This is a genomic window from Pantoea brenneri, assembly GCF_038594305.1.
Lineage (GTDB): Bacteria > Pseudomonadota > Gammaproteobacteria > Enterobacterales > Enterobacteriaceae > Pantoea > Pantoea brenneri.
The window spans coordinates 592,942-606,263 of the sequence record NZ_JBCGBG010000002.1 but is presented as its reverse complement, the minus strand read 5'-3'; the positions used below and the strand labels follow the sequence as shown (position 1 = coordinate 606,263).

Genomic DNA, 13,322 nt, shown 5'->3' with positions numbered 1-13,322 from the left:
ATTACCTTCGTCGTCGGTAATTACCGGTCTGGTGATCTCTTCTTCTGATCCGGTCTCGCCTTCAGGTTCACCAGTGCCTTCTTCAGAACCGGTCTCACCTTCTGGTTCGCCCTCAGGTTCGCCCTCAGCGGTGCCCGCATCAACAACGATATTCACCCCGTCGCTGACCGTGCTGCCATCTGCTGCCGTGCCGTCGACCACAATGGCGTGCTCGCCGTCAGCCAGCGGCTGATCAGGCGTGAAGCTCCACTCACCGTCGTCGCCCGCGGTGACTTCGCCGATCACCGTGTCGCCATCGGTGATGGTCACGGTTGAGCCCGGCTGCATGCCTTCACCGCCGAACGACGGCGTGGTGTCAGTCGTGGTGCTGCCGTCGGCAATCGGATTACCTTCGTCGTCGGTGATAACCGGGGCCGTGATACCTTCTTCTGATCCGGTTTCGCCTTCAGGTTCACCGGTGCCTTCTTCTGAACCGGTCTCGCCTTCGGGTTCGCCCTCAGGTTCACCCTCAGCGGTGCCCGCATCAATAACGATATTCACACCGTCGCTGACCGTGCTGCCGTCGGCGGCCGTGCCGTCGACCACAATGGCGTGCTCGCCGTCAGCCAGCGGCTGATCAGGCGTGAAGCTCCACTCACCGTCGTCGCCCGCGGTGACTTCGCCGATCACCGTGTCGCCATCGGTGATGGTGACGGTTGAGCCCGGCTGCATGCCTTCACCGCCGAACGACGGCGTGGTGTCAGTCGTGGTACTGCCGTCGGCAATCGGATTGCCTTCATCGTCGCTGATTACCGGTCTGGTGGTATCTTCTTCAGAACCGGTCTCGCCTTCAGGTTCACCGGTGCCTTCTTCTGATCCGGTTTCGCCTTCTGGTTCACCCTCAGCGGTGCCCGCATCGACAATAATGGTGACGTCATCGCTGACCGTGCTGCCGTCGGCGGCCGTACCGTCGACCACAATGGCGTGCTCGCCGTCCGTCAGCGGCTGATCAGGCGTGAAGCTCCATTCGCCGTCGTCGCCCGCGGTGACTTCGCCGATCACCGTGTCGCCATCGGTGATGGTCACGGTTGAGCCAGGCTGCATGCCTTCGCCGCCGAAGGACGGCGTGCTGTCGGTTGTGGTGCTGCCGTCGGCAATCGGGTTGCCTTCGTCGTCGCTGATTACCGGGGCCGTGATACCTTCTTCTGAACCGGTTTCGCCTTCGGATTCACCAGTGCCTTCTTCGGAGCCAGTTTCGCCTTCTGGTTCACCGGTGCCTTCTTCTGAACCGGTTTCGCCTTCGGATTCACCGGTGCCTTCTTCTGAACCGGTTTCGCCTTCTGGTTCACCTTCAGCGGTGCCCGCATCAACAACGATATTCACACCGTCGCTGACCGTGCTGCCGTCGGCGGCCGTACCGTCAACCACAATGGCGTGCTCGCCATCCGCCAGCGGCTGATCCGGTGTGAAGCTCCACTCACCGTCGTCGCCCGCGATCACTTCGCCGATCACCGTGTCGCCATCGGTGATGGTGACGGTTGAGCCCGGCTGCATGCCTTCGCCGCCGAACGACGGCGTGGTGTCAGTCGTGGTGCTGCCGTCGGCAATCGGATTACCTTCGTCGTCGGTAATTACCGGTCTGGTGATCTCTTCTTCTGATCCGGTCTCGCCTTCAGGTTCACCAGTGCCTTCTTCAGAACCGGTCTCACCTTCTGGTTCGCCCTCAGGTTCGCCCTCAGCGGTGCCCGCATCAACAACGATATTCACCCCGTCGCTGACCGTGCTGCCGTCTGCTGCCGTGCCGTCGACCACAATGGCGTGCTCGCCGTCAGCCAGCGGCTGATCAGGCGTGAAGCTCCACTCACCGTCGTCGCCCGCGGTGACTTCGCCGATCACCGTGTCGCCGTCGGTGATGGTCACGGTTGAGCCCGGCTGCATGCCTTCACCGCCGAAGGACGGCGTGCTGTCGGTTGTAGTGCTGCCGTCGGCAATCGGATTGCCTTCGTCATCGGTGATTACCGGTCTGGTATCTTCTTCAGAACCGGTTTCGCCTTCTGGTTCACCGGTGCCTTCTTCTGAACCGGTTTCGCCCTCTGGTTCACCTTCAGCGGTGCCCGCATCGACAATAATGGTGACGTCATCGCTGACCGTGCTGCCATCTGCTGCCGTGCCGTCAACCACAATGGCGTGCTCGCCATCCGCCAGCGGCTGATCCGGTGTGAAGTTCCACTCACCGTCATCGCCCGCGATCACTTCGCCGATTACCGTGTCGCCGTCGGTGATGGTGACGGTTGAACCCGGCTGCATGCCTTCACCGCCGAAGGATGGCGTGCTGTCGGTTGTGGTGCTGCCGTCGGCAATCGCATTACCTTCGTCATCGGTGATTACCGGTCTGGTATCTTCTTCAGAGCCGGTTTCGCCTTCTGGTTCACCGGTGCCTTCTTCTGAACCGGTTTCGCCTTCTGGTTCGCCCTCAGCGGTGCCCGCATCGACAATAATGGTGACGTCATCGCTGACCGTGCTGCCGTCGGCGGCCGTACCGTCGACCACAATGGCGTGCTCGCCATCCGCCAGAGGCTGATCAGGCGTGAAGCTCCACTCACCGTCGTCGCCTGCGGTGACTTCGCCGATTACCGTGTCGCCGTCGGTGATGGTGACGGTTGAACCCGGCTGCATACCTTCACCGCCGAAGGATGGCGTGCTGTCGGTTGTGGTGCTGCCGTCGGCAATCGCATTACCTTCGTCGTCAGTCATAACCGGTCTGGTGATCTCTTCTTCAGAGCCGGTCTCGCCTTCAGATTCACCGGTGCCTTCTTCAGAGCCAGTTTCGCCTTCTGGCTCGCCTTCTGGTTCACCCTCAGCGGTGCCCGCATCGACAATAATGGTGACGTCATCGCTGACCGTGCTGCCGTCGGCGGCCGTACCGTCGACCACAATGGCGTGCTCGCCGTCCGTCAGCGGCTGATCAGGCGTGAAGCTCCATTCGCCGTCGTCGCCCGCGGTGACTTCGCCGATCACCGTGTCGCCATCGGTGATGGTCACGGTTGAGCCAGGCTGCATGCCTTCGCCGCCGAAGGACGGCGTGCTGTCGGTTGTGGTACTGCCGTCGGCAATCGGATTACCTTCGTCATCGGTGATTACCGGGGCCGTGATACCTTCTTCTGAAACGGTTTCGCCTTCGGATTCACCAGTGCCTTCTTCAGAGCCGGTCTCGCCTTCAGATTCACCGGTGCCTTCTTCGGAGCCAGTTTCGCCTTCTGGTTCACCATTACCTTCTTCAGAACCGGTCTCGCCTTCTGGTTCGCCATTACCTTCTTCAGCACCCGTTTCACCTTCTGGTTCACCGGTACCTTCTTCGGCACCCGCTTCGCCTTCAGATTCGCCGGTGCCTTCTTCTGATCCGGTCTCGCCTTCAGGTTCGCCATTACCTTCTTCAGCACCCGCTTCACCTTCTGATTCACCGGTACCTTCTTCAGCACCCGCTTCACCTTCTGATTCACCGGTACCTTCTTCGGCACCCGCTTCACCTTCCGCTTCACCAGCACCTTGTTCTGAACCGGTCTCGCCTTCTGTATTACCTTCAGCCTCTCCCGTATCGACAATAATGGTGACGTCATCGCTGACCTGATCCCCCTCGGCGTCAGTACCTTCAACCACAATGGCATGCTCGCCGTCCGTCAGCGGCTGATCAGGCGTGAAGCTCCACTCACCGTCATCGCCCGCGGTGACTTCGCCGATTACCGTGTCGCCATCGGTGATGGTCACGGTTGAACCCGGCTGCATGCCTTCGCCGCCAAAGGTCGGCGTGCTGTCATTGGTCGTGGTGCCATCGGCAATTGGATTGCCCACATCGTCACTCAGCACCGGCTTGGTTGCTGGCACGACTGCGGGATCGCTGCTGTTATTGTCATCAACCACGACGCCGGTGTTGTCATCCGGGTTCGTTGCGGCTGAAGAGGAGGAGCTGTGATGTTTGCCGCCCGAATGAGAGGAAATGGCAATGCCGGCTAATGCGGCAACGCCTGCCAGCGCGCCACCGGCAAGCAGCATATTATCGATACTCGCGGCATCAACCGTATTTGATGTCAGCGTATAAAAACCGTCAGCGGCGTCATAGTCATAAGCATATAAGACATCGTCCGGGCCCGATGCGAGCATAACTGGCGCTTCTGTCTGACCGACATTGTCGAGGATGATCTGGTAATGCTCACCGGTAACCGCATCTTCCAGTTCGAACTGGAACTTATCGTCAACTTTTGCGGCTTTGATCTTTTTGGGCGGTTTTCCGTCACTGTTATGGACTTCATAGGACACAGCCTGCTGAGGCACATTGACCTGCAGGGATTGATGTGAGTTTAAGGTATGTTTAGTGATGACATCGCCTTTGATGTCTTTGATTATTAATTGCAAGCTCATTTTTCACCAATTAAATTTGTTAGGTTCCATCCAATATGTGGGGCAAGCTGTGTTACGTCTTAAAAGCGTGTCTTAAATGATTAATCAATCCGCAGGCATATAAAGTCCCGATTCAAAACAGGGTAAAGCTTAACGCTTAGCAGATTTATCGGCTTTGATAAAATGCCAACCCATGCATTGCAAAAAATTTACAGGCAGAGTAAAGCAAATACATTTATCAGTACGCCCCCGATAAACCAGCGAGATTAACCGGTACAGGTGTTATCGGAGGTTATTAGGAACTTTATTACAGAAGCCGTTTAAAGGAAAGATTAAGAATCAATATCGGCGAGCCAGAGAAGCTTTACATAAAACAAAGTAAAACAACACACAAATAGATAAAACCACGCTACCAACGTAAAATGACCGCAGCAGACAAAACCAGTAAAAACAGGCGCATAATAAAACATCCATATGTAAAACATGACCTATACCTGACTATCCAGATCAACATCCCGCTGCTCACATTAACTTAGTTTTAAATACAGATTAGCGAATTTAAAACATGCAATGCCAAATGAAACCCATTAATTTCCATTTCATCCTTATATCGCATTCCAGAATTGGAATAGATTTTAATAACAGCGGCATGATTAGCCAGAAACTCCAACTAATCTCTATGCAAACACACTTACCCGAATGGAACCTGGTGTTAATGAAATGCGTTACATTGTTTTTTGCAACAGTTCACAGAGCAACTAACACCGTTTTCTAAAATAAAACATCATCATATGACAACGTTATTTAACAGGTTTAGCTTTCAATTCCCCTTGATCTGAAGGATGAGATTTTCAGTACCCACGGCTTTGTCTATCGGCGGGGACGATATTAAGGATAGAGGTTACTGATTAGCTGAGGATAATTGATAAGAGATTATGTTTAACGCTTCCGTTAACGGGCGTTAAGCCGCTATCAATTACGTAAAAATTCATCTGACCTGCAATGGCAATAATGACCCGGCAGAAAGCCACGCTCTGAAGCACGAACGATCAAATAATCGACCCAATCAGTTACAGCAATAAATTACAGCTATAAATTACACCGTTAATAATTCCAGATCGAAATTACCAGGCAAGCCGCGAGCCATACGCTGATTAAAGCGCTGAGCTCCAACATTCAGCGAAGATTACAGCGCCAGATACCCAGCCCGCTGGCTGCGCAATACAGCGGTGAAAACGGCAGGTTATATTTTGTTCAGCAGGCGTCTGTCATCACGCGCCTGCAGTCGTGCTGCCGCCGGGGACGGAAAGATATAGCTGAATAAGTCCCGGTAGAAGTTGAGATGTTTCACCAGGCCTTCGTGAATCGTTTTGGTGATGTCTTTGACCAGGAACGCCTGTGTGGTACTGAAGTTGGCGACCGAGAAAAAGGTTTTATCATAGACGTTGACCATCCCTTCCCACTTCATCACACGCTCTTCATCTGCGGCGTCATCTGAAGCGACAAAGATAGCCTTATGTGATTTCACACCGTGGTTACTGACATAGGTCAGCGAGGAGTCGTAGCCTCGCTTGCTGCGCCAGCGGCAAAATTCATAAGGCACATCGTAACGCGGCAAAAAGAAGTCCGGACAGCGGAAGTTATCGTCGCAAATCAACCCTTCCAGCGTCACCGAAACATGCAGAAAGTCCTGCATGAAATCAAATTGCCGGGTTTTGCTGCAACTGACGTTTATGCTGAAATGACCCGCCTGTACGTACCAGTAATTGGTAAATCCGGTCACCAGAATACAAAATACCTGCCAGTCACTGAGTTTACGATCGCCTGCCAGCCCTCTGAAACGGCTAATCATCATCCGTGATTTAGGATGCTGATACGCTTTCAGCAGCGGATCGTTCATACCTTTCAGCAACATCAGGCGCTCTCCTTAACATTTTGCGCTTATCCTGCCACGCCCTCTGAACCCTGAAAAGGGGTCATCTTCTGAATGTGTCGGGGAGGCGGCGGTCGTGCGGTGCCAGCTGCTAATCCTGCCGCTGTTGGGTCTGTTGTTGCAAAGCGGCAAGCCTCTGCTCAAAACAGCCCACCAGCTGGCGTACCTTTTGCGGAATGAAGCGTGCATCGGGAAAGATGGCATAGAGATAGCGGTCCGGCAGCCGGTAGTCAGGCAAAATTCTGACCAGCTTACCGGCTGCCAGCGCCTCGCTGGCCATCAGCCTCTGTATCCCGCCTATCCCCAGCCCGGCTTCAATAGCCTCTGTCAGCGAGTGACTGTTATTCGAGCGAAAGACGCATTCCACTGCAAGCGACACGCTCTCTTTTTCTGAGACCAGCCGCAGTGGCGCATCCGGCTGAAGGCCACTGAAGCGAATGTGAGGATGACGTTGTAAATCGGCGGGCGTCAGCGGTTGCCCGTGCTGCGCCACCCAGTCAGCGGAGGCCACCAGCACCGTTTCAATCGTGGCCAGCATGCGCACAGCCAGGCCTGCCGGTGGCGCTTCACTGAGACGGATGGCAACATCGACGCCTTCAGAAATCAGATCCGACAAGCGATCGTCAAGCGCCACCTTGAGCTGTAATGCCGGATGCTGCTGCTGAAACGCCAGCAGCTGCGGCATAAAGCGCTGGCCCAGCCCGCTGGGTAACTGGATGTGCAGCTTTCCCTGCAACGGCTGCGAGCCCGGCCGTAATTGCTGCTCCAGCTCATCCATGGCATGTAACAGTTGCCTGACCTGTTGCAGATAACGCTGTCCCTCTTCGGTTAACGCCATCGCGCGCGTAGTTCTGTGCAGCAAAACCACGCCCAGATCATCTTCGAGCGCCGCCACCTGCTGACTCATCGCCGACTGTTTCAGGCCGTGTTGCCGTGCGGCTGCTGAAAACGATCCCGCTTCGGCAACGCGAATGAATGACTGAATCGCAGTCAGTTTGTTCTGCATTTAGTGGATTTCTTAATAAGTGTTATCGGTATAGGGGGGATTTAATCACAAAGAAGCCCAGGTGAGACTGTGATTTCACTCCAGATGAGATCGCTATCATGAATAACAGGCAGGAAAAAAACGTCGCGCTGGTGGCAGGCGCAACCGGTATCGTGGGCCAGCAACTTATTCGCGCGCTGTCGGCGCAGCACTGGCAGGTTATCAGCCTGAGCCGCCAGCGACAGCCCGACCCCGGTCAGCCCAACGTGCTCGCTGTTGATCTGCTCGATCAGCAGCAGAGTAATCAGGTGCTCTCAGCGCTCACCGAGGTTACGCATATTTTTTATAGTGCCTGGCTCAATGCCCCGGATTGGGCCGCCATGGTGAAACCCAACGTAACGATGCTGCAAAATCTGGTCAGCAGCATGGAGCAGGTCGCGCCGCTGCAGCATGTCAGTCTGATGCAGGGATATAAGGTCTACGGTGCCCATCTCGGACCGTTTAAAACGCCAGCGCGGGAAAGCGATGCTGGCGTACCGGGTGCTGAATTTAATGCCGAACAACTTCGCTGGCTGGCCGATCGGCAACAGGGTAAAGCCTGGCACTGGAGCGCGCTGCGTCCCGGCGTGGTTGGCAGCGACCGGCCGGGCAACAGCATGAACATGGCGCTGAGTCTGGCGCTCTATGCCTCACTCTGTCGTGCTGAAAAGCTGCCTCTGCGCTTCCCGGGTTCGGTGCAGACCTGGCACAGCCTGGTCGACTTTACCGACGCTGAATTACTGGCAGACGCCACGATCTGGGCCGGACAGGCATCCGACGCACGCAATCAGGCGTTTAACGTGAATAATGGTGATTTATGGCGCTGGAGTGAGCTGTGGCCGGTGATCGCGGCGTGGTTTGATCTTGAGATCGCGCCGCCCGTTTCCTTATCGCTGCAGCAATTGTTCAGCGATTATCGACACAACTGGCAGGATATCGCTGCGGCTAACCAACTGGTTCAGCCCGATATTCTGGCGCTCAGTGACGGCAGTTTTGCCGATTTCGTCTTCGGCTGGCACTACGATATGTTTGGCGACGGCAGCAAAATCCGTCAGGCGGGGTTTCATCAGTACCGCGCAACCGACCGGATGTTCTGCGATCTGTTTGCCCGCTTTCGCGCCGCCAGAATTATTCCCTGACCGCCTCAGTGCGATTGGCATACGCAGACAGCACGGCCGGAACGCCTGGCTGGCTGCGCGGCATAACGATTAGCGCCCTTTCTTCCTGCGTCCCGGCTGCGCAAAACGCTTGCGGGAGGCGCTGTCAGGCTCGGCTTTGCCAGCAGCCGGACGGGACGGGCTTTTTTGCGGTTTTTTTGCTGCGGCGGTTTTAGCCGGCGCTTTCTTTGCCGGCTTATCTTCTGAAGAAGAGTTCTCCAGCAGTTTAAACAGTTCGATCAGTTCGTCATCAGTCAGATCGCGCCATTCGCCCAGCGGCAGACCTTTCAGGTTGACGTTCATGATGCGGGTACGCTCAAGCTTCGTCACTTCGTAACCAAAGTGCTTACACATGCGGCGGATCTGGCGATTCAGCCCCTGCACCAGGGTGATACGAAACACAAAAGGCGCTTCTTTTTTGACTTTGCATTTTTTGGTCACGGTACCCAGCATCGGCACGCCCGCGCCCATTCCGGCGATAAACTCGTCGGTAATCGGCTTATCAACGGTAACCACATACTCTTTTTCGTGATTATTACCGGCGCGCAGGATTTTATTGACCAGATCGCCGTGGTTGGTCAGGAAAATCAGCCCCTGAGAATCTTTGTCCAGACGGCCAATCGGGAAGACCCGCTTACTGTGGTTAACGAAATCGCTGATGTTGTCGCGCTCACCCTCTTCCATGGTGGTGATAATGCCGACCGGTTTGTTCAGCGCAATCAGCACTAAATCATCTTCATCACGCGGTTCGATAAGCTGACCGTTCACTTTCACCACATCGCCTGCAAAAACCTGCGCGCCGACAGTGGCGCGTTTGCCGTTAATGAAAACGTTGCCCTGTTCGATATAACGATCGGCGTCGCGACGAGAACAGATTCCGCTCTCGCTGATGTATTTATTGAGACGAGTTGATGAGTGAGTCAGCATGGTTCCTCCAAAAAACGCGGACTATACCTTACCGGCGTGGGCTTGCGAAGTGTTTGCGAGCGAAACTTTTCCACGCCGGAAGCGCGGCCCGGTCCGGCTGAACGGCGTGACTCAGTCAGACGGCGCTGACAGGTCAATGGCCATATCCATACAGCGCAATCCACTGCCGGCCAGCTTTGAAGGATAAACGCTTTCTCCCAGCAACTCGAAGCCATGTTGCAGGTAAAAGCTGGCGGCGTTAGGGGTAGATGAGAGCGTCAGGCGCCGGTAGCCACGGCGCTGTGCTTCTGCTTTGATGGTCTCAATAATCTCGCCCGCCAACCCCTGCCCGGTGAAGCCAGGCAGGGTGAAAATGGCTTCAATGCTGCCGGCCGCCAGATCCAGCGAGCCGGTCGCCACCGGCTGGCCGTCAGGGCCGTCGATCACCAGGAAAGGATTTTCGCGGATCATCGCCGGAAAGCTGGCAGGCATCCGGTCCGGCGTCCAGGCTGCAATCACCTCGGGCGCATACGCCGTCTGGCAGCCGTGGCGAATCGCCTGGTTTCTGATATCCCACAAGATTGTTGCCTCTTCAGGTGAAGCCCGTCTGACCTTCATCATCCTCTCCTGCTTCATCAATGCGACCGTCTCGCTACGTTATCACACCGCTTCCCTGCAGTGCGATCGCCGCCGATCAGAAGCGCGCATTGAGCCCGACGTTCCAGCTCACCTGATGATATTCGCTGTTGCCCGCCACCGCAGAGACGCCAGCAAATGCGGTTACCGCAGTGCCAAGCGGCACGCTGGCCCCGACCGCCATATCCAGCCAGTTGTCATCGCCTGTTTCGCTGGTGCGGGTAAACGCCGTGCGGGTCGATTTCAGCCCGGCCGTCACCGCTGAGTCACTGTCGCCAAACTGATGGTTGTAACTGATCTGCGCCCACGGATTGATCAACAGCTGCCTGCTGTCGATGCGCCAGCCGACAGACCCGACCTGCGAGTGCAGCGTCTGATCGCCAAAGCGCATGGCGCTGCTGCGATTGCCCTGCTCCTGATAGCCTGAGACCCGGCTATAATCCAGCGCATAGCTGGCAACCGGACCGGTAGAAACATACTGGCCGAGCGGCAGATCCCAGCCAGTTTCAATTCGCATTCCCAGCAGCTTACCATCGGTACTGCCCTGTTCAGTCCGGGTGGCCGGACCCAGCCTGACCTGACGCTCAATATCATCGAAATCGAGATCGGCATAATGCAGATCGGCGTTAATCCAGCCCTGATCAAACAGCCGCAGCTGACTCCACAGCGCCACCAGATTGCCACGCAGCCGGTAGTCGTAACGCGACGAAGGCTCCTGACGCTGCGACGTCGCTGAAAACATCGCCCCGGCCTGCCAGCTGTCGTTTAGCTGATAACCGATGCCGACCGCGCCATTGGCGGTGGTGGCATCGCCATCCTGATAACTGTCGCCACGAAAATTCCGTGACAGACCGGCATAGCCACCAAACACGGTAAACTGTCCGGCCTCCGCAGGCTGCTGGCGCTGCTGCTGTAAATGTCCTTCCAGGGTACTACGCGCATCCTTCACCAGCATCAGCGGTGACTGACTCAGCGCCGCCACCTGTAACGGCGCATCCAGCACCGACTGAATATAGTCAGCGATCAGGGCATGCACCGCCGGGCTGGGATGCAGACGATCCGCAAACAGATACTGCTGCGCCTGAGAGAAACCCGGCGTGGCCGAGGTGCAATCCATTGCCGAGACGCCAGGCGGACAGGCCATGCCTGCGCTGTTGCTGATGCCGTACTGAACGGGATTGTCGATCACCTCATTGAACAACCGGTTGATATCGACCCGCGCGATATTGCCGCCGGTTGCCACCAGCCCCTGCTCTTCGAGCTGGTTATAACGGTCGGTCAGCGTCGCCGCGGTGTCGCTTAACAGTTGCCAGGCGGCAAACAGCTGGCGGGCGATAGCCTCACGCACCAGTGGAATGGCCGGGATCTGATCCGCAGCCTGGCGGAATGCCGCCTCAATAGCCTGCTCGCGCGCCGCCCGATCGGGAGTTGTGACGCTGCTTAACGACTGGAACAGCGCCGCCATAGCCGGTTCTGCTACCGGGCCAAGCGGTTGCAGAATGGCCTGCAGTAATGCCGGCGTCGCCCCGACGTTTGGCACCGTCGGCACCACCACGGTACCCGCCCCGGCCGCCAGCAGCCGGCTGACCTGGTCGGCCGCAGAGCGGGCACTGTGATCAATCACCTGCACCGCATTCAGCGGATCGGCTGCGGCAGCAGCCAGATCGTTACCGCCGATCCAGTGAATATAGAGACCATTGCCGTCAGCGCGACCGCCACTGGCGGCCAGATAACGGTCTAGCTGATCCTGACTGTTGTACTGCGGATTAAGCGCCGGCACCGCCACCGCACCTCCGGCGGCATAGTTACTGCCGCCCTGAGAAGACGGCAGCAGGGTTTGATTCAGCTGTTGCGCCAGTATCTCGTCATATAACGGATGGGACGCCGCGTCGTAGGTGAAGCGGCCCACATTGCCACCGTCGCTCAGGCTATCGCCAAACACGGTGAGTTGACTCCAGGCCGCTGCCGGCAGCGGCGACAGCAGACTCAGGGTGGTTATCGCTGCACTGGAGAGCAGGTGTCGCGCGTGAAAGGATTTCATCTTCGGCTCCGCACAAGGTAACAGGGATTAAAAGAAGCAAAAAAGAGGCTCAATCTCGCAAAGCAAAGTAAGCGTAGTCGGCAGCAGAAAATGGCAGCAGAAAAGCCGCGATCGGGATCTCAAAGCGGGAAAATTTGGTCAGCTGCGGTGTCTCGCCCGGCAGAGATGATGACCGCCGGGCACTGCAGGGACTATTTTTTACCGGCAGGTTTCAGGCCGCGATAGAGATCCTGCAGCCGTTTCATGGTTTTGACCGTGCGCTGAGGTAGCGTGGACGCCACCGAAAGAATCAGCATTTCCAGACAGACCATAATGGTGCCGTGCAGCGGAATCCGGCCGTTTTCACCGCCGCGCGGAACGTTAATCACCACATCGGCTTCGCGGGCAAAAAACGACTCGGTGGCATGAGTCAGCAAAATAATCGGAATTCCCAGCCGTTTTGCCTCGCGGACCACGGTAGTGCCTTCGCGGTGCGCCGATTGTTGCGCCATCATCACCAGCACGTCACCGCGCTGAAGTGCCAGCATCTGTTCGGCCAGCGCAATACTGGCGCGATTAAGGGAAAACGCCGGCAGCCCGATACGATTTAACAGGCGGACGCTATAATCCGCCAGAATTCCGGAGGCGTTGATGCCAAAAATCGCCACCTGACGCGCCTCCCCCAGCAGCGCCACCGCATCGGCGACGGCGACACGGTTCTGCGGCTGCGACATCACCTCACAGGCGCGCCGGTGCCCCTCCAGTACAAAATCAATTGCACTGTTAACGTCGCTGGTCACCTCACTGACAGTGGTGATCATCTTTTCTTCGGAGGTCAGCGACGGACCAAACCACGCCTGCAGCGTCTGTTTCAGATCGCGCAGGCCGCTAAAACCCAGCGCCTGAACTGCCCGGATCACCGTTGCATCGGAGGTCTGATTAGCCAGTGCTATCTCCATCGCGGTGCTTTCCAGCACCGTTTCCCGCTGTTGATCGATATAGCGAGCCACCGCCAGCAGCCGGGGCGACAGCTGCTTTTCCCGCGAACGCAGACGTTCCCCGAAAATATCGACCCGATTTTTGCCGGTCCTGGCCTGTTTCATTTTCATACCTGCTGGCTGAGTTTTGGGTCGGACAAGAAGGTTTACCCACCCTGAAAAGCGCTGATTTTAACCTGAACGCTGTAGTGGGCAAGCCTAACCATGCTGTAATTCACCTGATAATGCTGGGGAATTAACCGCTAATCAAGCTAGGGTAATTTGTATTAAAACC

Annotated in this window: 8 protein-coding genes; 1 reads left to right on the top strand and 7 read right to left on the bottom strand. The window is 56.6% G+C overall.

Annotation, left to right across the window (positions count from 1 at the left end; all coding sequences use genetic code 11):
• From AABB92_RS13630 to AABB92_RS13620, 3 genes are all read right to left on the bottom strand, one after another.
• The coding region (locus AABB92_RS13630) for an Ig-like domain-containing protein (RefSeq protein ID WP_342560939.1) at positions 1–4,293 on the bottom strand (4,293 nt) is incomplete at its 3' end.
• Between the two features lie 1,324 nt (positions 4,294–5,617).
• Complete coding sequence (locus AABB92_RS13625) at positions 5,618–6,289, bottom strand: hypothetical protein (protein ID WP_031375969.1); 672 nt, start codon at positions 6,287–6,289, stop codon at positions 5,618–5,620.
• 109 nt (positions 6,290–6,398) lie between these two features.
• Complete coding sequence (locus tag AABB92_RS13620; RefSeq protein ID WP_046289547.1) at positions 6,399–7,313, bottom strand: LysR family transcriptional regulator; 915 nt, start codon at positions 7,311–7,313, stop codon at positions 6,399–6,401.
• 98 nt (positions 7,314–7,411) lie between these two features.
• Here AABB92_RS13620 and AABB92_RS13615 point away from each other — a divergent pair, with 98 nt between their 5' ends.
• Entirely contained in the window at positions 7,412–8,470 is a 1,059-nt protein-coding gene (locus AABB92_RS13615; RefSeq protein ID WP_031375968.1) for an SDR family oxidoreductase, read from the top strand.
• 69 nt (positions 8,471–8,539) lie between these two features.
• Here AABB92_RS13615 and rluF read toward each other — a convergent pair whose 3' ends face one another.
• From rluF to AABB92_RS13595, 4 genes are all read right to left on the bottom strand, one after another.
• A complete protein-coding gene (gene rluF, locus AABB92_RS13610) occupies positions 8,540–9,415 on the bottom strand; it encodes a 23S rRNA pseudouridine(2604) synthase RluF (protein ID WP_031375967.1) in 876 nt (291 codons plus the stop codon).
• Between the two features lie 111 nt (positions 9,416–9,526).
• Entirely contained in the window at positions 9,527–10,012 is a 486-nt protein-coding gene (locus AABB92_RS13605; RefSeq protein ID WP_031375966.1) for a GNAT family N-acetyltransferase, read from the bottom strand.
• Between the two features lie 76 nt (positions 10,013–10,088).
• Positions 10,089–12,071: an autotransporter domain-containing esterase gene (locus AABB92_RS13600; RefSeq protein WP_031375965.1), complete on the bottom strand. Its 1,983-nt coding sequence runs from the start codon at positions 12,069–12,071 to the stop codon at positions 10,089–10,091.
• 191 nt (positions 12,072–12,262) lie between these two features.
• Positions 12,263–13,153 carry a MurR/RpiR family transcriptional regulator gene (locus AABB92_RS13595; RefSeq protein ID WP_031375964.1) on the bottom strand — a complete coding sequence of 297 codons (891 nt, stop codon included), beginning with the start codon at positions 13,151–13,153 and terminating at the stop codon, positions 12,263–12,265.
• Positions 13,154–13,322: the final 169 nt, after the last annotated feature.

Bases quoted from the DNA above. Each gene is read 5' to 3' on its own strand.
- AABB92_RS13600 (WP_031375965.1), bottom strand. From the start codon at position 12,071: ATGAAATCCTTTCACGCGCGACACCTGCTCTCCAGTGCAGCGATAACC.
- AABB92_RS13605 (WP_031375966.1), bottom strand. From the start codon at position 10,012: ATGAAGGTCAGACGGGCTTCACCTGAAGAGGCAACAATCTTGTGGGAT.
- AABB92_RS13625 (WP_031375969.1), bottom strand. From the start codon at position 6,289: ATGTTGCTGAAAGGTATGAACGATCCGCTGCTGAAAGCGTATCAGCAT.
- AABB92_RS13615 (WP_031375968.1), top strand. From the start codon at position 7,412: ATGAATAACAGGCAGGAAAAAAACGTCGCGCTGGTGGCAGGCGCAACC.
- AABB92_RS13595 (WP_031375964.1), bottom strand. From the start codon at position 13,153: ATGAAACAGGCCAGGACCGGCAAAAATCGGGTCGATATTTTCGGGGAA.
- AABB92_RS13620 (WP_046289547.1), bottom strand. From the start codon at position 7,313: ATGCAGAACAAACTGACTGCGATTCAGTCATTCATTCGCGTTGCCGAA.
- rluF (WP_031375967.1), bottom strand. From the start codon at position 9,415: ATGCTGACTCACTCATCAACTCGTCTCAATAAATACATCAGCGAGAGC.